Raw genomic sequence first — 20,152 nt, forward strand, 5'->3', positions numbered from 1 at the left:
CGCTATATCTGCACTGAGAGCATCTTGCCCGCTGGGCCTCATAATCGTTAGGTCCCCAGTTCAAGTCTGGGAGGGGCCACCATTTTCTTTATATTAAAACATGTAAATCAACGCTTTACACCAATCTTTAACAGTTTTGTTCCACCCATGTTTTTATCCTTAAAATTCAACCAAATAAAATTATTTTTAATTTTTTAAAAATATTTTGTCAGGTTTTTTGAGTTTGTCTCGTCTATAGCTGCAAATGACACGAAATTGTTCTATTCGGTGGTAGCGATAGGCAGTGTCTTATGTATCTATTTTTACAAAAAGGACAAGCTCATGACGACTACAACATCAACTGTGAATACGCTAAAACTTGATTCAACGAATGCACCATTTAGTGATGCTGCTCTTTGGTTAAAAGAAGGTTGGGGGCTATTTAAAAAGGCGCCGTTTAAACTTTTCTTACTAATGACACTGTTCGCTATTTTGCCTGGGCTAGTGCAACTATTGCCAGCACCTATAGGTTTAACAGTATCAAAGTGGTTAGCGCCTATGTTAATGGCAACCGTGTGGCCTTTATTGTTTAACCTAAATAGTAATCAAGGCTTTTCATTTCGACACAATACAACATGGGCGAAGTGGGGACGAGTTGCGGTTTGGTCAGTAGTGGGTATTTTACTCGCGCTGGTGCAACTTGCTTTAGGGAGTACTTTGATTGGAAGTGAGCAGTTATCGGCATTATTATCTGGTCAGTTTGTTGATGTTGAGCGTTGGCGCGTAGGAGTTATGTTTGTATCAATTGTTCCTATGAATATGCTGCTTATATTTGTGGTACCTCTGTTACTTTTAAGTAATTCTTCACTTAGTGCAGCTGTAAAAGAAAGCCTTGCAACAGCACTAAGAGTGATTAAACCGCTAAGCGTGCTTTGTTTGATTAATATGCTTGTTACCTTTGCTGCACCGTATAGCCTTTTACCTATGCTACTGATGGGGCCTGTATTAGCGTGTACTTTCTTTTGTGCCTATAATCGTCTGTTCAAATAATAATAAAAACATGGAAGTACAGTGAAAGCTGATGTTCAAATAAACACATTGCTGAATGAATACGCGCCGCTGTTGGCGCGTGTTGCTGCAACCTACGAGATCAATCAAGCGTTACAAGATGAGCTAATTCAAGAGATGTCATTGGCGCTTTGGCGCGCATTTGAAAGTAATGAATCATCACCAGATATTGCCTTTCGAGGCGATGCTAGCGTAAAAACCTATATCGCCCGAATAGCTCACAATAAAGCAGTTGATCATGTGATTAAAGAGCAAAACCGTAAAGAGGTTGCAAGCTCTGAGAGTGTTGATTACACCCAAGCTTTAAGTGCACACAAATCACAAGACGACAGTTTAGATTTAATGGCTGCCCTGCGTAAATTAACGCTGAAATATAGGCAGGTGCTTGCTCTACAGCTTGAAGGGTTTAATCAAAGTGAGATAGCCGAAACACTGGGTCTGTCTGAAGATGCTGTTGCGAAACGTGCAAGTAGAGCAAGGCAACAACTTGCAAGCCTAATGGAGTGAATGAAGTGGATAAATTCGAAGCAGATGATCAATTAGCTAAGTGGCAGCAGGCATTCGTGCAGGCAACGCCGAAAGTGGATAGCGCTGCATTAATTGCACAAACACAAAAGTCGCGAACTAAATTAAAGCTAAAAGGTTTAATAGACTCTTTATTAGGTGTTGTGGTAACCGTGTTTTGTATTTACGCCATGTTGTTTGAGGCAAAACATACTTATGAAACCTTCATGTTTGCACTATTAGTGCCTATTCCACTAGGTTTTGGCGTTTGGTCTTACCGTTTAAGACGAAAGCTTTGGCGGGCTGAAACGCTAGACGTAAACGCGATGCTCAACTTTAAAGAAAGCCAGCTGAAACACCAAGTTCATTACTGGTATGTGAGCTTTATTGGCTGTGTTGCTCTTTGGTCCGCTCTGCTAATTGTTGCCTTGTTTAACATGGTTATGTTTAAAACATACAGCCTATGGCTTATCCAGCTTGGTATCAATGGCATTATAGTGTTCGCTGTTTATATACGTCATAAAAAACTAAAATCACAGCTTGCTGCAGCGCTAGAGAGTATTCAAGCGATGCGCTGATATTGCTACTTGACGGGCTGTTCCTAAAACTTATATAACTTGTTATTCAAATAATAATAAAGGATATAAAGATGGAAGTTTTATACAGTATTTTGTTTTGGGGATCGCCAGTCGGCTTAGGGTTGTTCTTTTTCTTATCCTGCACTGGGGCTGGGGTACTTTTCTGGGGGATTGCGCAGCTTAAGAAAGCCTCATCAAATTAAAAAGCCGATGTGTGAACATCAGCTTTTTAATTTTAGACTTTAACTATTTGTAACCGTTAGGGTTATTACTTTGCCAGCGCCACGTATCTTGCATCATTTCATCGATGCCTCGTTCAGCTTGCCAGCCAAGCTCTTTTAACGCTTTTTCTGGTGCTGCATAGCAAGCTGCAATGTCGCCTGCTCTACGCGGTGAAATTTGATATGGGACAGCTTGACCGCTGGCTTTTTCAAAAGCGGTAACCATTTGCAGTACTGAGTAACCATTACCTGTGCCAAGGTTAAATACGTGTGCACCTGTATCAGTTGCAATACGGTTAAGTGCTTTTAAGTGACCTAATGCTAAATCGACGACATGGATATAATCACGAACACCTGTACCATCTACAGTATCGTAGTCATCCCCAAATACACCTAGCTTTGCTAGCTTACCCACTGCGACTTGCGAAATATAAGGTAATAAGTTGTTAGGTATACCATTCGGATCTTCACCAATCAGGCCGGATTCATGCGCGCCGACAGGGTTAAAGTAACGTAAGATAACAAAGGCAAAGCGTTCATCTGATTTTGCGATATCTTGTAGCATCATCTCAACCATAAGCTTTGATGTGCCATATGGGTTGGTCGTACCGCCAACCGGGAAGTCTTCACGAATTGGCAAACTTGCAGGGTCACCGTATACAGTTGCTGATGAGCTAAATACCAACTTAAATACGCCAGCGTCACGCATGGCATCAACCAAAGTCAGTGTACCTTGTACGTTGTTTTGGTAATACTCAATAGGCTTTACAACCGATTCACCAACCGCTTTTAAACCAGCAAAGTGAATAACACTATCAATTGCGTGTTCACGGAATATTTTGTCTAGGCAGGCTCTATCTAAAATATCACCTTGATAAAACGTGACGTCTTTGCCAGTGATTTGTTTTACGCGAGCCAATGACTCATTCGATGAATTACTTAAATTATCAAGAACAACAACGTCAGTGCCTTGTTGTAATAATTCTAAAACGGTGTGAGAACCGATGTATCCGGCTCCGCCGGTGACTAAAATGGTCATAAAATATCCATGAACTATACCTGGTTGAATTAGCCTTATTTCAGCACATTTTGCGTCAAATTACATAAATAAATTGTGATTCATAACAATAAAGCAAAAATATGAATCGCTTGTTTTTGATTACATTTTGCACCATATTGGTTACACCTAAGTGTTTAGATATTAAGCTATAGTTAATTGTCAGCAGCTAAAATTTAATCATTAGCTATACCTGATAAGTGGAGAAACAGATGAATACAGTAAAAAAAATTGCCTTAGCAATGGTCATTGCACTACCTGCTTTTGCTCATGCAGGAGAGGCAAAAGTTAAATGGCATGACTTTAACGATTACCGTGATGTAGAACCTGGCAACAATTCACCAAAAGGTTCATTTCATAAAAATGTGGCGAAAAATTTTGAAAAACACTTCAACAAGCTTGCCGAAAAGTTACCTGAAGGCTACACCTTTAACGTTGAAGTGACAGAGCTTGACCTAGCCGGTGATGTGCGTTTTGGTACCATGAATGAGTTACGTATCATCAAGCCAATTTACTTCCCACGTATCGACCTAAATTATTCGATTACCGATAAAAACGGTAAAGTGATAAGCGAAGCAAATGATATCAAGCTTAAAGATATGGGATTTATGGATCGCATGAAAATGGGGCGCGATGAAGCCTACTATTACGATAAGCGTTTAATCACTGATTGGTTTGAAGATGAGTTATTGCCGTCGTTAAATCTGGGTGAATGATAGCTGTCAGCTGTCAGCTGTCAGTTTAAAGTTGAGCTGTGTTGTTTGTGGGTCTTGTAAAAGACCTACAACTTGGGAGGCGTTTATCGCCGAAAGCTGCTCCCACATGTAGGCGTGAAATTTATTTCGCACGAAAATATTTGCACCAAGATAAGTGAATGAGGAAGTGATGATAATACTTTTTTGTTTCCCTCTAAAGCGCAGCGCCTCTTAGCCTCTTTGTGAATTAAAGATCTTTTTCCAACCACAGAGGACACAGAGAGCACAGAGGAAAAGAAGAGAGATTCAAATAGTGTTTATGTTCAGCGAAGCGTCTCTTACCTCTCTTTGTGAGATTAAATGTCGTTGGTGTAGGCGTGAAATTTATTTCGCGCGTAAGCCTCTATAAAAATAGAGGCTTCTACGTTACTTAAACGTCGCTAACAGTTGTAGTAACTGTTGCAGTTTAATAACGGTTTTTTTCAGTTTTTCTTCGTCCATACCGTCGTTGCTTAAGCTTTCTACATCAGCAGCAACATCGAGAACGTAAGGTTTAAAGCGTTTTGCTTCAAAATCAAAGCCAGCATCTTTTGCAAATAAGGCTTTGAATTTACCATGGCCTTGCTGCTGTAAGTCATCTAATTTTTTATCAGCATCAAGTGCCTGACGATAAACGATTTTTAGGTTAGCATTGAGTTGTTCAATAATTGAATCCATTTTTTTCCTAAAGCTTTAGACTGCAATGCCGATATAGTACGTGGATTGTCATAAAAAGTCAGGTAATGAACTATGAATATATCAGGATCAAGCCTACCAGCGATGAGTGGCGGTGGCGAAAGTGCAGAAGTTTACAGCGCATCGCTTGCTAAAAAACAGCAAAAGGCTGATGGTGCTGCGGCACTTGCACTTATCGAAGGCGCAGCAACATCGAGTGCTGCAGCGCAAACACCTGCTAAGTCGGTAACTGCGACACTAGGTAACAACGTAAACGTATACGTTTAGTTGTTAAATTAGATAGGGCGTGTTGACCCTTTATGATTGATTTTGCAGCAGTGTGTTTGGTATTTAGGCAAGGCAGAGCCTATGTAGTGTGGTTGTTCCACATAAATAGGCGATAACGCAGCATTAATGCCAAACACGCGCTGCCCTTCGGGTTCTTCCTAGGGGCGATTAACTCTTTGTTACTCGATTTTTACTTAGCCCACTAGGTTACAAATCTCGCGCCGCGATTAAATCGCCCCTAGAGTGAACAAATTTCAATCAATAAAGGTCAACACGCCCTTAGATCGATAGGCGTTTTACTTTTTTCGCCACCGATCTCGCGCACCAGCTTAGGAACCAAGAATCCCGGCAATGCTGCCAGCATAGCCGTCACGATTTCCCGTGCCTGACTCTCAGCTATATCAAAATGGCTGGCACCCTCAACTTTATCTAGTAGATGTAAGTAGTAAGGAAGTATATCTGCCTCAAATAGTGCTTCACTTAGTGCAACTTGTGAATCAACAGAATCATTCACATCTTTCAGTAATACCGCTTGATTTAATAACGTAACCCCCGCGACTTTTAATTTTTGCATAGCCGCTTTAAAGTCATCATCAATTTCGTTGGCGTGATTGATATGGTTTATAAACACCACTTTTAAAGGCGATGCAGCAAAGCGCGAACATAGCTCATCGGTAATTCTTGCTGGGATCACCACAGGCAAGCGGCTATGAATACGCATGCGTTTAATTTGCGGTAGCTGTTCGAGCTCATCCATAAACCAACTAACAGCATCGTCCTTGGCCATCAATGGATCACCACCACTCAAAATGACTTCGTTGATGTTGGCGTCGGCTTTTATATATGCCAGTGCCTCAATTAAACTGCGTTTGTTTAATTGGTTTTCTTGATAAGGAAAATGACGTCTAAAACAATAGCGGCAATTTACAGCACAACCGGTTTTAAACATTACTAAAACGCGAGAGCGATACTTGTGTAATAAGCCCGGTTGATTATTATCTTGTTCTTTTAGAGGGTCTTTATCGTAACCTGTTTTTGCTAAAAACTCTTGGTGTTTTGGCATCACTTGCAGCAAAAGAGGGTCGTTTATGTCGCCATAACGCATTTTTTTGATAAAAGGCAGTGGCACACGGACAGGAAAAAGACTGCGTGCTTTGAGGTCTTTTTCGTCTACTTTGCTTGATAATCCTAGCATTTCTAGCAAGCGTTCAGGACAAGTGACAACATTTGCCAATTCTTTTTGCCAGTTTTTATGCAAATTTACTTCATTTCTTTGTATCATTGACACGTAGATTACTCGAAATTATTTAGACAGAGGAAACGATGGCGAATTATAGCACCAATGAGTTCAAGGGCGGCCTAAAAATTATGTTAGACGGCGAACCTTGCAGCATCTTAGAAAATGAAATGGTAAAACCAGGTAAAGGCCAGGCGTTTAACCGTGTTCGTATTCGTAAACTTATCACAGGTAAAGTACTAGAAAAAACATTCAAGTCAGGTGAATCAGTTGAAGGTGCAGACGTAATGGATACAGATTTAGCGTATCTATACACTGACGGTGAGTTCTGGCACTTCATGAACAACGAAACATTTGAGCAAATCGCTGCTGACGAAAAAGCGCTTGGCGACAATGCAAAATGGTTAGTTGAAAATGACGTTTGTACAATCACGCTTTGGAACGGTAGCCCAATCGCTGTGACTCCACCAAACTTCGTTGAATTAGAAATCACTGAAACAGATCCAGGTCTAAAAGGTGATACAGCGGGTACTGGCGGTAAACCAGCAACATTAAGCACAGGTGCTGTTGTTCGTGTTCCTCTATTCGTACAAATCGGCGAAGTGATCAAAGTTGATACACGTAGCGGTGAATACGTGAGCCGTGTTAAGTAACAGGCTTTGTTAATACCAATTCGCAATAATACTTAATCATTTTGAGGGATTAAACCTGTCGCTAGCAAGGTTTTATTGCCTCAAAATAGACCACTTAATTAAGCGAGTTGGTATGAATTATTATAAAATCCCAGCTTCTGCTGGGATTTTTTTTGGGAAACACTATGTCTAATGTCCTTTGGCAACCAAGCGCCGATATTGAAACTTTACGCCACCGTGCCGCTATCATCCGCCGTATTCGCGAGTTCTTTTATGCACGTGATGTTATGGAGGTTGAAACGCCAAGCTTAAGTGCGGCCAGTGTAACCGATGTGCATTTAGCGACATTTAGTACCGAGTTTGTTGGTCCTGGTCATGCTGGTGGCTTACCACTTTATTTGCAAACGTCACCTGAGTTTGCCATGAAGCGTTTACTTGCTGCAGGCTCTGGGGCTATTTTCCAGCTATGCAAAGCCTTTCGTAATGAAGAGGCGGGTAGTCATCATAATCCTGAATTTACAATGCTTGAGTGGTATCGTCCGGGTTTTGATGAATTTGCCCTTATGGATGAAATGGATGAGCTTATGCAATTAGTGCTTGGCGTAGAAAGCGCAGAGCGACTAACTTATCAACAAGCTTTTATGAACGCCTTAGGTGTTGACCCTTTAACCGCTAATATCAGCACTTTGCAGCAACTAGCAACGGAGCAGGGCTTTGCCGATATTGCTGCGCATGAAACGCACCGAGATACCTTGTTGCAGCTATTATTTTGTATGAAGGTAGAGCCAACGATTGGCCAAAAAAAGCCTTGTTTTGTTTATCATTTTCCAGCTTCGCAAGCGGCTCTTGCCCAAATTTGCCAACATGATGAGCGAGTCGCAGGGCGCTTTGAGTTATATTTCAAGAATATGGAGCTGGCAAACGGCTTTAATGAACTAACAGATGGCAAAGAGCAAGCAGCTCGCTTTAGTGAAGACAATCAATACCGTGAAGCGAATGGTTTAAAGCAAGTGCCAATGGATGAGCGCTTAATCGCAGCGCTAGAGCATGGCTTACCACAATGTGCGGGTGTAGCGCTGGGTATTGATCGACTCATTATGCTGGCAACGAATAAGCAAAAGATTAAAGACGTACTCGCCTTTGATGTTGAAAGGGCTTAATTTATTAGGTTCTAGGAATTTGGGTGCTAAGTAAAAACTTAGCACCGAATTGCTTATAGCTCGTAAATAAATGTCACACCGGCAACCATTGGTTCGCCAAGCTGCGTGTAAGTGTGAGTGGTGTATCCATCTAATGGGTCGTTACCAAACTCAAAACCACGGGTTGGTACGTCTTCGTCAAATAAGTTACGTGCCCATGCATTAATGCTCCAATTATCACCTTCATAACCAAATGAAGCATTCACTAAATTCGTGCTTGGTGCTTTTGAGTTATGGCTATCAGAGAAGTAATAATCGTCTTTACCCTCTAAACCAATCGATGCATAAAGTGCAGGCGTAAAGTTATAACGCGCAGTGAATGCATATTGGTACTTAGGTGCTTGTGCTTGGTCGCGACCATCTTGATCAAGACCTGATTGAGCCACAAAGTCATTGATTTCTGTATGTAGATAACCTGCACTACCTGTTAGTAGTAAATTGTCAGTTGCTTGGAAGCTACCTTCAATTTCTAAACCGTAGTTTTCGCCAGAGCTGGCGTTATCGATATAGCCTGTGAACTTTTGACCTTCAACTTGCCACGATTTTAGCTGCATATCTTCTCGATACATATAAAAGGCGGCTAGACGTAACACAAATTTATCGTCTAGAGAGCTGCCTTTAACACCAAACTCACCGCTCCATAAGTACTCAGGGGCAAATGATGTGTGATTAGCAAAAAAGTCAGCATCGAGGTTTAAGCCTTCGTCTTTTGCTTTTGCTAAAGCTTCAGAGTTAATACCGCCAGCTTTATAGCCACGGGTGATGCTGGTGTAGATCATGGTGCGATCAATGACTTGATATTCAAGCGCAAGCTTACCACCGACCATGACATCATCAGTTTCTTCAATAAAACCGTTATTGTCGGTGTAGTCGCCTTGGTACTGTTCAACGCGCAGACCTGTAATTAAGGTTGTTTTTGGGCCAATAGGTGTAGCTAACTGCCCGTATGCAGCAATATTGCTGGTTTCATAATTTGATGCAAAAGGTTGTGCCAGCCAAGTGTATTGGCGCTCTAAATCGACTTCGCGGCCTTGGTAATAAATACCTGCCACCCAATCGCCCGCTTTGCCATTAAATTGTAGCTCGGCTGCTTGATCTTTTCGGTCGCGTAAATAGGTATCTGTTGAGCTATAACCCCACTCATGTAGGCCTGCAGCACATAGTTCAGGCTGAGCTTCATCGTTACATACCCAATCTTCGTCGAAGCTGTATAGCAGCTCGCTGTCGATCCCTGAAACATTTAGGCTTACATCAAACCAATCGAAGCCGGTGTAAATGTTTGCAAGGCCAACGGCGATACTTTCTTGATTATCCTCACCAGGCTCATCAGCAACGCTATTACGGCTATTATCGAGCGTGAAAGCATCATAACCGTTATTAATATCAATATAATGAACGTTAAGTTCTGTGCGTAAGTGGCTAGTTAATTGGCTGTGCAATTTAAAGCGAGAAACGAGCTCGTCTTGTTGTTGGGTATCTTCACCTAAATAACGGTTTTCTACATAACCATCAGACTCGCGTTGATAAACACTGGCACGTACTGCAGTATCATCAGTAATACCAGTACCTGCTGCAATACCTGCTTCGTAGCTATTGTAGTTGCCCGCACCCAGTTGCACTTTAACGCTTGGATCAAAGGTTGGCGCAGCTGATTCCATTTGAATCATGCCAGCTAAAGCATCAGCACCAAAGCGAGTTCCTTGTGGACCGCGATAGATTTCAACTTGGTCGATATCAAATAATAGCGAACTGCCACCTAAACCAGAGTAGTTAATGCCGTCAATAACTAAGCCAACCGACGGGTTAATAGGATCAACAAATTGCGAGCGTAATCCAACACCACGAATTTGCACGAAACGACCACGAGATGCGCCTGAGGTAAAGTTTACGTTGGCAGCGCTAGCTAGCATCTCATCTAAAAACTTTGCACCACGTTGATTGATTTCATGGTCTGAAAACAAGCTTGCACTGGCACTTAAAGTTTGAATGTTCTCTTTTTGGAAATCACCGGTAACTACAATTGTTTCCAGCTCACCGTCTTCAGCGTAAGCAATCGAAGATGCTGCGAATAAAGGCAGGATGGCAGCAGATAATAATGATAAACGTCGTTTCATGCGGGTTCTTAACTCCATTTTAGGGACTGCTATTCTAGCAACCTAGCTAGCCAAATGGCTATAAATACCAATTCGCAATAATACTTAAGCATTTTTGACGGGTTATATCTAGCATTACCTGCGAGGCTTGCTTGCCCAAAAATAGAACGCTCAATTAAGCGAAATGGTATAAATCAATTTTTATGGTATAAACGCAGGCAATTATACGTAAATTGATTAGGAATACGACTATGACCTTTAGAGTAGACTTTAAAGTGCGTGATTATGAGTGTGATTTACAAGGAATTGTAAATAACAGTGTTTATTTTAATTACTTAGAGCATGCTCGTCATGAGTTTTTACATGCCCAAGGTGTCGACTTTGCAAAGCTAGCAAGAGAAAAAGTAAACCTTGTGGTGCTTCGCAGCGAAATGGATTACAAGGCATCACTTGTGCCTGGTGATGAATTTTATGTTGCTGTTGAGCCTGAGCGAATTAGCCGCTTAAAGTTTGCGTTTAGACAAACGGTATACCGTAAACATGACGATAAAGTAATGCTTCAAGCTTTGGTCATTGGCACATCAGTTAACGAAAAAGGTCGTCCTTTTTTACCAGAAGAAGTCGATAACTTATTCAAATAGTCTGCGTTGTTCTTCGAAAAGCTAACTTAGAACAATTTTTTACAGATAAAACATGTTTTTTTAACGATCAATTGCGTTAAATGTTGTTATTATTACTACATTGAAATTTGAGTTGTAAAAAAATATGAAGTTAGTAGCCTTGCCTCTTCTTTTAGTACTATTTTGCATGGGTTGCTCATCGACCGGTACTGTATCGAGTGAGCAATTAAAATATACACAGTGGCAATTATCAAAAGTGAATGGTTTAGCAATTCCTGTATCCCAAACTGCCTCTATACGGTTTATTGAAGCGATGCAGGTTAATGGCTTCGCTGGTTGTAATAAATTTTTTGGTGAGGGTGCGCTAAACGAAGATATGCTAACAGTCAATAAGTTAGGTATGACACGTAAATCGTGTGGCGAGCAAATTGATGATCTTGAGCAGCAATTACTTTCAACGTTGAAGGAAGGTGCAGCCATTAATTTAAATGGTGAGCAACTAACCTTGCAAGGCGAGCATCACTTTACCTTCATTGCAAAAAACTAAAGTTGCTGAGCTTGCAGCAATTTTTTAACTGACGTACACTCAGGGCGTTTTATAAGAAACGAATTTATACTTGTCGGAGTGCCTTTAACAAGGCTGAGATCGCGAAAGCGGGATCCGTGAACCTGATCAGGCTAACACCTGCGTAGGGAACAAGCTGCCTCAATGGGCGCTTGTGCGCCAAATTTCTGGGGCATAAGCGGCGCAGGCTGCACTAGTAAGCATTAGCTTATTAACAACGATCCAATGGCGTTAGCCACTCTCTATTGCTTTTGCAATATCTGACAAGACAACCCTTAAAGTAATGAGGTAAGTCATGTCAAATACAACAACTAAACCATCTCGCCGCGAAGTGCGTGCGGCAGCATCTGATTATATTTATAACTTAACTGGGCAACCCTTTCCTAATTCTCATAAAGTGTATGTGGAAGGCACACAAGATAATGTGCGAGTAGGGATGCGCGAAATCACCCTTAGCGATACCTTTATCGGTGGCACTGAAGAGAACCCAGTGTTTGAACCTAATGCCCCAATTCGCGTTTACGATACATCAGGCCCTTACACTGACCCTGATTTTAAACTTGATGTGCGCAAGGGACTTGAGAAATATCGAGAAAAGTGGATTGAGAGTCGCGGCGACACTGAAGTCTTAGACTCAGTCACTTCACATTTTTCTCAGCAACGTATGGCGGATGAAGGCTTAGATCATATTCGCTTTGAGCACTTGCCAAAAATCCGCCGTGCTAAAGCGGGTAAAAATGTGACGCAAATGCATTATGCGCGACAAGGCATTGTGACTCCAGAAATGGAGTATGTGGCAATTCGCGAAAACATGGGACGCGCTAAAATTCGTGAAGAGTTACTTGCAGCGCAGCATAAAGGCGAATCGTTTGGGGCCAGCATTCCTGATTTCATTACCCCTGAATTTGTGCGTGATGAAATTGCACGTGGCCGTGCGGTGTTACCGAATAATATCAACCACCCGGAAACCGAGCCAATGATCATTGGCCGAAACTTTTTAGTTAAAGTGAACGCGAATATTGGTAACTCATCAGTCACCTCATCAATCGAAGAAGAAGTTGAGAAGATGGTGTGGTCAACGCGTTGGGGCGCCGATACGGTAATGGATTTATCAACAGGCCGCTATATTCATGAAACCCGTGAATGGGTGGTACGTAATTCACCAGTACCAATTGGTACTGTACCTATTTATCAAGCGCTTGAAAAAGTAAACGGTGTTGCCGAAGACCTTACGTGGGAGATTTTCCGCGATACCTTGATTGAACAAGCTGAACAAGGTGTTGATTACTTTACCATTCACGCTGGAGTATTACTTCGTTATGTACCTATGACGGCAAAACGTGTTACCGGTATTGTGTCGCGCGGCGGTTCAATCATGGCCAAATGGTGTTTAGCACACCATAAAGAAAACTTTTTATACACTCACTTTGAAGAGATCTGTGAAATTTTAAAACAGTACGATGTGTGTTTTTCACTGGGTGATGGCTTGCGTCCAGGTTCTATTGCAGATGCCAATGATGAAGCCCAGTTCAGTGAGTTACGTACTTTAGGTGAGCTGACAAAACTTGCTTGGAAACATGACGTACAAGTATTCATTGAAGGCCCTGGCCATGTGCCGATGCATATGATCAAAGAGAACATGGAAGAGCAGCTAAAACACTGTGAAGAAGCACCGTTTTACACCCTCGGCCCACTGACAACGGATATTGCACCGGGGTACGATCATTTCACATCGGGTATTGGGGCCGCGCAAATTGCCTGGTATGGCTGTGCCATGCTTTGTTATGTAACACCTAAAGAGCATTTAGGTTTACCAAATAAAGAAGACGTTAAAGAAGGCCTTATTACTTATAAAATTGCCGCCCATGCCGCTGATTTAGCAAAAGGCCACCCTGGGGCGCAAGAACGCGATAACGCATTATCAAAAGCACGCTTTGAGTTCCGTTGGCACGACCAATTTAATCTAGGTTTAGACCCTGAACGCGCTCGTGAGTATCACGACGAAACACTGCCACAAGAATCAGGAAAAATTGCACATTTTTGCTCTATGTGTGGCCCTAAATTTTGCTCGATGAAGATTACTCAAGAAGTACGTGATTATGCAAAAGATCTTGAGGCTAGAGGCATTGATCCGAATAACGTGGGCGATGCTATCGAAATCAAAATGGTCGATGTTGAAGCCGAAATGAAAGCAAAGTCAGACGAGTTCAAAAAAACAGGCTCTGAGATTTACCACAAAGCAGTTTAATTGATGGAGCTAGGCATAGCGATAGGTTCTGGGTTTTTACCTAGAGCCTAGCGCCTAGAAAGTTTATGTCTTTAAAGATAGCGATACTTGGTTTTGGCTTAACGGGTCGTTTGACTGCACTAGCACTTGCCAAAGAGCATCAGCTAAGTGTGTTTGAGCAGGATGATCAACATGCTAGCAATAGTGCTGGCAGTGTTGCCGCAGCGATGTTGGCACCACTCGCTGAATCAGTACTGTGCGAACAGGATCTAGCATTACAAGGGCTTAATAGTATTTCACGTTGGCAGCAAATCTTAAGCGAACTTGATGAGCCTGTATATTTTCAACAAGCAGGCAGCTTAGTGGTTGCTCACCAGCAAGATAAGGGCGATTTACAAAGTTTTGTGAGCCGTTTACAGCCCCTTGGTAGTAATCAAGCGAAATCTTTGTCGAGTATTCAAATAGCCGAACTTGAGCCTGAGCTTGCGGGGCGTTTCCATCAGGGGGTGTATTTACCCTGTGAAGGGCAGCTAGATAATCAGGCATTTTATAGCGCCAGTTTTAAAAAGCTTACATCGCAAGGAGTTCAATTTAAATTTGCTTGCAAAGTTGAGCTGAATGGTCATCAAGTGAATGGTCAAAGCTTTAATTATGTATTTGATTGCCGAGGCTTAGGTGCTAAACAGAATGAGCCTTTACTTCGCGGAGTACGAGGTGAGGTGGCGCGTTTATATGCACCAGAGGTGAATCTTACTCGACCTATACGACTGATGCATCCGCGCTACCCAATTTACATTGCACCAAAACCAAACCACCAATTTGTGATTGGTGCTACGGAGATTGAATCGCAAGACACAGGCAAAGTCACAGTGCGCTCTGCACTTGAGTTATTGTCTGCTGCTTATACGGTGCATAGCGGTTTTGCTGAAGGGCGTATCGAGAGCTTGCAATCGGGGCTTCGTCCTGCGTTTGCAGACAACCGCCCTAAAGTCAGTATACAAGATCGAGTTATCAGTATTAATGGCTTATACCGGCACGGTTATTTACTTGCGCCTCAGGTGGTTGATGAAGCTGTTAGCTTAATTGCTTAAGGATAAAAATGAATATTTTAATTAATGGTCAGTCAGTTACAGTGAGCGACGATACATCTCTCACTCAGGCCTTGAATCAATTTGGCGCTAGACCCCCATTTGCGGTTGCTGTTAATGGTGACTTTGTACCTCGCAGTCAGTGCGATGCTAAAATCCTCAACGAAGGCGACAGCATTGAGTTATTGTCGCCGATTCAAGGAGGTTAAGATGGATAGTTTTTCGGTTTATGGTGAGCAATTTAGCAGTCGTTTACTGATTGGCTCTGCACTCTATCCTTCGCCAAGTGTTATGCAGGATTCGATAGTGGCCTCACAGGCTGACATTGTCACCGTTTCATTGCGTCGTCAGCAAAGCGTTGCAGCGGGTGATGATTTCTGGCAATTGATAAAAAACACTGGCTTAAAGGTGCTGCCAAATACTGCGGGTTGCCACAGTGTGAAAGAAGCGGTGATGTTGGCGCAAATGTGCCGCGAAGTGTTTGCTACTGATTGGATCAAATTAGAACTAATAGGTGATGAATATAATTTACAGCCTGATCCAATTGCACTGCTCGAAGCCACTAAAATTTTATTGGCTGATGGCTTTAAAGTTTTACCTTATTGCACCGATGATTTAGTGCTGTGTCAGCGTCTAGCTGATTTAGGTTGTGAAGTATTAATGCCTTGGGGCGCACCGATTGGAACAGGTAAGGGTTTGCTGAATCCTTACAACTTAAAAATGATCCGTGAACGTTTACCTAACCATACTTTAATCGTTGATGCGGGTTTAGGTTTACCATCTCATGCCTGCCAAGCGCTTGAATTAGGGTATGATGCCGTATTATTAAATTCGGCAATTGCAGGTGCTGGTTGCCCTGTAACTATGAGTAAAGCGTTTAGGAATGCTGTTGAGGCGGGGCGATGTAGCTATTTGGCTAAAGCGATGCCTGAAAAAGACGTAGCAAGCCCGTCAACGCCAACTCTCGGTATGCCGTTTTGGCATCAAGAATAAAATGTGAGGAATAACATGAATCAGGTTGTATGGACCATAGCAGGCTCAGATTCGGGCGGCGGCGCAGGCATTCAGGCCGATATCAAGGCAATGCAAAGTTTTAATGTACATGGCTGTACGGTTATTACTGCTTTAACGGCACAAAACAGTTTAGGTGTAGAAGCACTAAACCCGATTTCAACAGCGGTTATTGAATCACAATTACTCGCGTTAGCCAGTGATATGCCTGCCAGCGTTATTAAGATTGGCATGCTTGCAAATGTGCAGCAGATACAGCTTATTAGTGAACATTTAAAACATTACAAAGCAACTTGGGCAGTGCCGCCTTTGGTTGTTTATGATCCGGTTGCTATTGCTTCAAGTGGTGATTTATTAACAGAAGAAGATACTGTTAGTGCCATCAAAGAGTGTTTATTGCCATTAGTCGATGTAGTAACACCGAACACGCACGAAACGCAGTTATTAACCGGTGTTTATTTGATTGGCCCAAGCGCAGTGAAAGAAGCCGCTGAAAAGTTAACAAGCTATGGTGCAAAAGCGGTGATCATTAAAGGTGGTCATTGGGATTACCCAAGTGGCTATTGCATTGATTACTGCGTGCAAGGCGAACAAGCATATTGGCTTGGCAACGAAAAAATTCAAACTCCGCATAGTCATGGCACTGGATGTAGTATGGCGTCGGTAGTTGCTGCTTGCTTAGCAAAACAGTACCCACTTAAAGATGCCTTCATTTTAGCAAAAGCCTATATAAACCAAGGTTTAAAAGCGGCTGTTCGCTATGGTGAAGGTATTGGTCCTGTTGCACATACTCGCTTTCCAACAACGCTGGCGGATTACCCACAAGTAATCGAAGCGGGGAGTTGGTTAGGTGATGAGCTCGACTTTGATTGCCCGGTTAATTTTACCATGGCAGCAGGCTTTGCAGAATGTGACTCGAAACAGCTTGGTTTATATGCCGTTGTAGATACCGTTGATTGGTTGGAGAAGTGTTTAGCCGAAGGGATTAAAACTGTTCAATTAAGAATGAAAAATGCAGACGATGCTGCACTCGAAGATGCGATTGCAAGTGCAGTTATGTTAGGGCAGAAATACGGTGCGCAGGTGTATATCAATGATTATTGGCAATTGGCGATTAAACATGGTGCTTATGGTGTGCATTTAGGGCAAGAAGATTTACAAACCGCTAATTTAATTGCCATAAAAGAGGCTGGGTTACGTTTAGGTGTTTCGACCCATGGTTTTTATGAGATGCTACGCGCGCATAATTACAGACCAAGTTATATGGCGTTTGGCGCTATTTACCCAACCACCACCAAAGACATGACAGGGCAAATTCAAGGCTTAGAAAAGCTCGAAAAATTTGTACCTTTAATGGCTGATTACCCAACAGTCGCAATTGGTGGGATTGATTTATCACGTGCAGAGCAAGTGGCGAGCACGGGTGTTGGTAGTGTTGCCGTAGTACGTGCGATTACTGAAGCCGAAGACTACCAAGCAGCCATTGCCAAGTTAAAACACGTGGTCGAAGGTCAGCCTTAATATGAGCGCGTTAAGCGACAAAGAGCAAATTCGTTATAGTCGCCATTTACTAATAAAAGAGGTGGGGCTTGCGGGTCAGAAAAAGTTAAAGTCTACACATATTGTGGTCGTCGGCGCTGGTGGGCTTGGCTCACCGGCATTGTTTTATTTAGCGGCTGCAGGTATCGGAACGCTCACTTTGATAGACGATGATAAGGTTGAGCTTTCAAACCTACAGCGACAAATACTGTATAAAGTAAACCACATGGGGCAGGCAAAAGCGCAGGCGGCTGCTAAGGTGATAAGCAGTTTAAATAATCAAATAAAGGTTAATCCATTATGCCAAAAACTTGATGAAACTAACTGTTCCGAGCTTCTTAAGGGTGCTGACATCATCCTAGATTGCAGTGATAACTTTACTACCCGCTATTTGGTTAATCGCTATTGTTTAGCTAGGTCTATTCCACTTGTTTCAGCTGCAGCTATCGCAACACAAGGGCAGGTGATGAGCTTTGATTTTCGTGATGAAAATAGCCCTTGTTATGGTTGTGTATTCCCGCAAACGGATGAGCAAACTGCACTTAATTGTGATAATGCTGGGGTATTGAGCCCGTTACTCGGGGTTATGGGGAGCATGCAAAGTTTATTGGCTATCAATATATTGCTTGGCCATAAAGCGGGCAGTGAGTTTATTCAATTCGATGGGCTAACACTACAACAGCAGCGCTTCAGTATACAAAAAGATAGCGAATGCTCAGAATGTAATAACAGTGTGTGGACACGTTGTTAGCAAACCACTTTTTAGCTAAAGTGGTTTGCTTGGGTATATTAGTCGTTAATTTTCGCAAATGGTGTGCCCATGCGCGTCACTGTTTCAGGGTGTTGATCTGATAAGAACTCAGCTTGATTTGCACCCCAAGCTAATATAACAGTAGAGCCTAATTTAAAGCGGCCCATTTCTTCACCCTTCTTAAGGGTAATTGCATTGTCACCTTCAGTTGGGTAATTCCAACTAAATACATCTTTACCCGCTGGTGGCGTTACTGTGCCTGCCCAGATAGTCTCAATGCTAGCAACAATTGTCGCACCAACAAGTACCATAGCTAGCGGACCAATTTCGGTCTCGAATATAGCCACGACACGCTCGTTACGAGCAAATAGGTTAGGAACATTTTGTGCTGTTAACGGGTTAACCGAAAATAAATCACCCGGTACGTAGATCATTTTGCTCAGCGTACCATCAACAGGCATATGAATACGGTGGTAATCTTTAGGTGCTAAGTAAATAGTCGCAAACTTACCGCCTAAAAACGGCGCAGTGTCTTCTTCATTGCCGCCAAGTAACGCTTGTAAGCTGTAGTCATGACCTTTGGCTTGAATGATTTGACCGTCTACTACATCGCCTAATTGGCTTATTGCACCATCAACTGGGTGAGCAACAATGTGGCTTTCCTCAGCAAGTGGACGAATACCTTCTTTTAATGGGCGAGTGAAAAACTCATTAAAAGTTTTGTAATGAGCTGGATCTGGGTATTTAGCCTCACTCATATCAATTTTGTATTGTTTGATAAACAATTTAATCAAGGCCGTTGTTAAGCCACCCGCTTTTGCTGCTGCTAACTTGCCAACCATGCGCGAAATGAAATGTTTTGGCATGGCATATTGCATAGCAATTTTGAATTTATCTAAACTCACTTGTTATTTCCTAAATAGTTATACGCGAGGAGCGCGTGCACCAGCACGGCCGTCGGCCATAGTTTCTAAAATTCGGTGGTAACTGTCAAAACGAAGTTCTGAAATTTCACCATCATCAACAGCTTGGCGAATTATACAGCCAGGATCGTTTAAGTGCTTACAATCACGAAAACGACAGCCACCAATAAAATCACGGAACTCTTTAAAGCACCAAGTAACGCGCTCAACATCTAAATGCCATAAGCCAAACTCACGAATTCCTGGTGAGTCGATAAGGTTACCGCCACTAGGTAAATGGTGTAATCGCGATACGGTGGTTGTATGCTGGCCAAGGCCGCTGTTTTCAGAGACTTCTTGAGTTAAAATTTCAGCGTCGGGTAGCACTGTATTGACTAAGGTTGATTTACCCACACCGCTTTGACCAACAAAAATACTGTTTTTATCTACCAGCTTTTGTTTTAGCTCATCTATGCCATGACCTGTTTTATTACTGACTAACAGTACTTGGTAACCAAGGTCGCGATAGATATCGAGAATTTCATCAATAAAAGCAAGGCCTTCATCGTCTATTAAATCTATTTTGTTAAGTACCAAAATAGGCTCAATACCCATGTCTTCACAGGCAACTAAATAACGGTCAATAATGTTTGGCGTAAACTCAGGAAGCACAGCTGAGACCATTAAAATTTGGTCGATATTGGCAGCGACGACTTTTACCCCGTCATAAAAATCAGGGCGCGTTAATTGTGAGCGACGTTCATGGGTTGCTTCAATAACGCCAGCTAAGTCGCCCTCGCTAACTTTTGCTCGGCGAAAAATAACTTCATCACCACATACAAGGCTCGATACGGTTCGCCGTATATTACAACGTAATACTTCACCTGACTCGGTTTCGATGTCGGCATGTTGACCAAATCTACTTATTACAACTGCATTTTCGGCAGGGCCTAAATTATCATTTTGCCATTGCACTGCAGCCCCTTTCTGTTGCTTTTTATCTGCATTAGAGAGGCGTTTTTGGTGATTGGCCTTAATTCGACGTGATTGGCCTTTACTTAATTTCTTTTGTTTTGCCACTTTTGGCCCATAACTTGATTAAATGTCGGGCTTTTTGAAAAAAAAGCTTTAGGTCGACTGATGATACTAATATGATATATCTAAATGCGTTGGATCTAAAGGAA

General features: G+C 42.3%; 21 protein-coding genes and 1 riboswitch. Of the genes, 15 read left to right on the forward strand and 6 right to left on the reverse strand.

Annotation, left to right across the window (positions count from 1 at the left end; genetic code table 11):
* The first annotated feature begins 321 nt into the window (after nucleotides 1–321).
* From J8Z25_RS01860 to J8Z25_RS01870, 3 genes are read left to right on the forward strand one after another with little or no spacing between them, the layout of a single operon-like run.
* On the forward strand, nucleotides 322–1,029 hold the full coding sequence (locus J8Z25_RS01860; RefSeq protein ID WP_250661592.1) for a hypothetical protein: 708 nt from the start codon (nucleotides 322–324) through the stop codon (nucleotides 1,027–1,029).
* Nucleotides 1,030–1,050: 21 nt separating this feature from the next.
* Complete coding sequence (locus tag J8Z25_RS01865; protein ID WP_178926535.1) at nucleotides 1,051–1,554, forward strand: RNA polymerase sigma factor; 504 nt, start codon at nucleotides 1,051–1,053, stop codon at nucleotides 1,552–1,554.
* Nucleotides 1,555–1,559: 5 nt separating this feature from the next.
* Nucleotides 1,560–2,129, forward strand: coding sequence for a hypothetical protein (locus J8Z25_RS01870; protein ID WP_167659008.1), 570 nt, complete (start codon nucleotides 1,560–1,562; stop codon nucleotides 2,127–2,129).
* 246 nt (nucleotides 2,130–2,375) lie between these two features.
* Here J8Z25_RS01870 and galE read toward each other — a convergent pair whose 3' ends face one another.
* Nucleotides 2,376–3,389: a UDP-glucose 4-epimerase GalE gene (gene galE / locus J8Z25_RS01875; protein WP_130049864.1), complete on the reverse strand. Its 1,014-nt coding sequence runs from the start codon at nucleotides 3,387–3,389 to the stop codon at nucleotides 2,376–2,378.
* A gap of 230 nt (nucleotides 3,390–3,619) precedes the next feature.
* Here galE and J8Z25_RS01880 point away from each other — a divergent pair, with 230 nt between their 5' ends.
* Nucleotides 3,620–4,123: a DUF3016 domain-containing protein gene (locus J8Z25_RS01880; protein ID WP_130049863.1), complete on the forward strand. Its 504-nt coding sequence runs from the start codon at nucleotides 3,620–3,622 to the stop codon at nucleotides 4,121–4,123.
* Nucleotides 4,124–4,528: 405 nt separating this feature from the next.
* On the opposite strand, the gene J8Z25_RS01885 is transcribed toward J8Z25_RS01880, so the two are convergent.
* Nucleotides 4,529–4,819 (reverse strand): hypothetical protein, encoded by a 291-nt coding sequence (locus J8Z25_RS01885; RefSeq protein ID WP_054554123.1) that lies wholly within the window; start codon nucleotides 4,817–4,819, stop codon nucleotides 4,529–4,531.
* 72 nt (nucleotides 4,820–4,891) lie between these two features.
* Here J8Z25_RS01885 and J8Z25_RS01890 point away from each other — a divergent pair, with 72 nt between their 5' ends.
* The gene (locus tag J8Z25_RS01890; protein ID WP_130049862.1) at nucleotides 4,892–5,104 is read left to right on the forward strand and encodes a hypothetical protein; all 213 of its coding nucleotides are present in this window, start codon (nucleotides 4,892–4,894) and stop codon (nucleotides 5,102–5,104) included.
* 268 nt (nucleotides 5,105–5,372) lie between these two features.
* Here J8Z25_RS01890 and epmB read toward each other — a convergent pair whose 3' ends face one another.
* Nucleotides 5,373–6,386, reverse strand: a complete 1,014-nt coding sequence (gene epmB, locus J8Z25_RS01895) for an EF-P beta-lysylation protein EpmB (RefSeq protein ID WP_250661593.1) — start codon at nucleotides 6,384–6,386, stop codon at nucleotides 5,373–5,375.
* Nucleotides 6,387–6,427: 41 nt separating this feature from the next.
* Here epmB and efp point away from each other — a divergent pair, with 41 nt between their 5' ends.
* Together efp and epmA are read left to right on the forward strand one after the other, a co-directional pair.
* Entirely contained in the window at nucleotides 6,428–6,994 is a 567-nt protein-coding gene (gene efp / locus J8Z25_RS01900) for an elongation factor P (protein ID WP_054554126.1), read from the forward strand.
* 164 nt (nucleotides 6,995–7,158) lie between these two features.
* Nucleotides 7,159–8,133: an elongation factor P--(R)-beta-lysine ligase gene (gene epmA / locus J8Z25_RS01905; protein WP_178926537.1), complete on the forward strand. Its 975-nt coding sequence runs from the start codon at nucleotides 7,159–7,161 to the stop codon at nucleotides 8,131–8,133.
* A 53-nt stretch (nucleotides 8,134–8,186) separates the two neighbouring features.
* Here the strand turns inward: epmA and J8Z25_RS01910 are convergent, their stop codons facing one another.
* Nucleotides 8,187–10,286 (reverse strand): TonB-dependent receptor, encoded by a 2,100-nt coding sequence (locus J8Z25_RS01910; protein ID WP_250661594.1) that lies wholly within the window; start codon nucleotides 10,284–10,286, stop codon nucleotides 8,187–8,189.
* A 230-nt stretch (nucleotides 10,287–10,516) separates the two neighbouring features.
* On the opposite strand from J8Z25_RS01910, the gene J8Z25_RS01915 reads away from it, so the two are divergent.
* The 8 genes from J8Z25_RS01915 (at nucleotide 10,517) to J8Z25_RS01950 (ending at nucleotide 18,066) form a co-directional block, all read left to right on the forward strand.
* The gene (locus tag J8Z25_RS01915) at nucleotides 10,517–10,906 is read left to right on the forward strand and encodes an acyl-CoA thioesterase (protein ID WP_130049858.1); all 390 of its coding nucleotides are present in this window, start codon (nucleotides 10,517–10,519) and stop codon (nucleotides 10,904–10,906) included.
* Nucleotides 10,907–11,030: 124 nt separating this feature from the next.
* Nucleotides 11,031–11,432 carry an META domain-containing protein gene (locus J8Z25_RS01920; RefSeq protein WP_130049857.1) on the forward strand — a complete coding sequence of 134 codons (402 nt, stop codon included), beginning with the start codon at nucleotides 11,031–11,033 and terminating at the stop codon, nucleotides 11,430–11,432.
* A gap of 64 nt (nucleotides 11,433–11,496) precedes the next feature.
* A riboswitch (TPP riboswitch) is annotated at nucleotides 11,497–11,598 on the forward strand.
* A gap of 147 nt (nucleotides 11,599–11,745) precedes the next feature.
* Nucleotides 11,746–13,698 carry a phosphomethylpyrimidine synthase ThiC gene (thiC, locus tag J8Z25_RS01925; RefSeq protein WP_250661595.1) on the forward strand — a complete coding sequence of 651 codons (1,953 nt, stop codon included), beginning with the start codon at nucleotides 11,746–11,748 and terminating at the stop codon, nucleotides 13,696–13,698.
* 65 nt (nucleotides 13,699–13,763) lie between these two features.
* Complete coding sequence (locus J8Z25_RS01930; RefSeq protein WP_250661596.1) at nucleotides 13,764–14,768, forward strand: FAD-dependent oxidoreductase; 1,005 nt, start codon at nucleotides 13,764–13,766, stop codon at nucleotides 14,766–14,768.
* Between the two features lie 8 nt (nucleotides 14,769–14,776).
* A complete protein-coding gene (gene thiS / locus J8Z25_RS01935; RefSeq protein WP_130049854.1) occupies nucleotides 14,777–14,974 on the forward strand; it encodes a sulfur carrier protein ThiS in 198 nt (65 codons plus the stop codon).
* A 1-nt stretch (nucleotide 14,975) separates the two neighbouring features.
* Complete coding sequence (locus J8Z25_RS01940; RefSeq protein WP_250661597.1) at nucleotides 14,976–15,758, forward strand: thiazole synthase; 783 nt, start codon at nucleotides 14,976–14,978, stop codon at nucleotides 15,756–15,758.
* 15 nt (nucleotides 15,759–15,773) lie between these two features.
* Nucleotides 15,774–17,297 (forward strand): thiamine phosphate synthase, encoded by a 1,524-nt coding sequence (gene thiE / locus J8Z25_RS01945; protein ID WP_239976588.1) that lies wholly within the window; start codon nucleotides 15,774–15,776, stop codon nucleotides 17,295–17,297.
* A gap of 1 nt (nucleotide 17,298) precedes the next feature.
* Entirely contained in the window at nucleotides 17,299–18,066 is a 768-nt protein-coding gene (locus J8Z25_RS01950; protein ID WP_130049851.1) for a HesA/MoeB/ThiF family protein, read from the forward strand.
* Between the two features lie 38 nt (nucleotides 18,067–18,104).
* Here the strand turns inward: J8Z25_RS01950 and asd are convergent, their stop codons facing one another.
* Together asd and rsgA are read right to left on the reverse strand one after the other, a co-directional pair.
* Complete coding sequence (asd, locus tag J8Z25_RS01955; RefSeq protein ID WP_250661598.1) at nucleotides 18,105–18,971, reverse strand: archaetidylserine decarboxylase; 867 nt, start codon at nucleotides 18,969–18,971, stop codon at nucleotides 18,105–18,107.
* 18 nt (nucleotides 18,972–18,989) lie between these two features.
* The gene (gene rsgA / locus J8Z25_RS01960; protein WP_250661599.1) at nucleotides 18,990–20,048 is read right to left on the reverse strand and encodes a small ribosomal subunit biogenesis GTPase RsgA; all 1,059 of its coding nucleotides are present in this window, start codon (nucleotides 20,046–20,048) and stop codon (nucleotides 18,990–18,992) included.
* Nucleotides 20,049–20,152: the final 104 nt, after the last annotated feature.

This window comes from Pseudoalteromonas sp. SCSIO 43101 (genome assembly GCF_023650775.1).
GTDB classification, from domain to species: Bacteria; Pseudomonadota; Gammaproteobacteria; order Enterobacterales; family Alteromonadaceae; genus Pseudoalteromonas; species Pseudoalteromonas apostichopi.

Coding starts and splice junctions, on each gene's coding strand:
- J8Z25_RS01920 (WP_130049857.1), top strand. CDS start 11,031: ATGAAGTTAGTAGCCTTGCCTCTTCTTTTAGTACTATTTTGCATGGGT.
- epmB (WP_250661593.1), bottom strand. CDS start 6,386: ATGATACAAAGAAATGAAGTAAATTTGCATAAAAACTGGCAAAAAGAA.
- J8Z25_RS01860 (WP_250661592.1), top strand. CDS start 322: ATGACGACTACAACATCAACTGTGAATACGCTAAAACTTGATTCAACG.
- efp (WP_054554126.1), top strand. CDS start 6,428: ATGGCGAATTATAGCACCAATGAGTTCAAGGGCGGCCTAAAAATTATG.
- J8Z25_RS01885 (WP_054554123.1), bottom strand. CDS start 4,819: ATGGATTCAATTATTGAACAACTCAATGCTAACCTAAAAATCGTTTAT.
- thiE (WP_239976588.1), top strand. CDS start 15,774: ATGAATCAGGTTGTATGGACCATAGCAGGCTCAGATTCGGGCGGCGGC.
- J8Z25_RS01910 (WP_250661594.1), bottom strand. CDS start 10,286: ATGAAACGACGTTTATCATTATTATCTGCTGCCATCCTGCCTTTATTC.
- J8Z25_RS01880 (WP_130049863.1), top strand. CDS start 3,620: ATGAATACAGTAAAAAAAATTGCCTTAGCAATGGTCATTGCACTACCT.
- J8Z25_RS01915 (WP_130049858.1), top strand. CDS start 10,517: ATGACCTTTAGAGTAGACTTTAAAGTGCGTGATTATGAGTGTGATTTA.
- thiC (WP_250661595.1), top strand. CDS start 11,746: ATGTCAAATACAACAACTAAACCATCTCGCCGCGAAGTGCGTGCGGCA.
- galE (WP_130049864.1), bottom strand. CDS start 3,389: ATGACCATTTTAGTCACCGGCGGAGCCGGATACATCGGTTCTCACACC.
- J8Z25_RS01890 (WP_130049862.1), top strand. CDS start 4,892: ATGAATATATCAGGATCAAGCCTACCAGCGATGAGTGGCGGTGGCGAA.
- epmA (WP_178926537.1), top strand. CDS start 7,159: ATGTCTAATGTCCTTTGGCAACCAAGCGCCGATATTGAAACTTTACGC.
- J8Z25_RS01930 (WP_250661596.1), top strand. CDS start 13,764: ATGTCTTTAAAGATAGCGATACTTGGTTTTGGCTTAACGGGTCGTTTG.
- J8Z25_RS01940 (WP_250661597.1), top strand. CDS start 14,976: ATGGATAGTTTTTCGGTTTATGGTGAGCAATTTAGCAGTCGTTTACTG.
- thiS (WP_130049854.1), top strand. CDS start 14,777: ATGAATATTTTAATTAATGGTCAGTCAGTTACAGTGAGCGACGATACA.
- J8Z25_RS01950 (WP_130049851.1), top strand. CDS start 17,299: ATGAGCGCGTTAAGCGACAAAGAGCAAATTCGTTATAGTCGCCATTTA.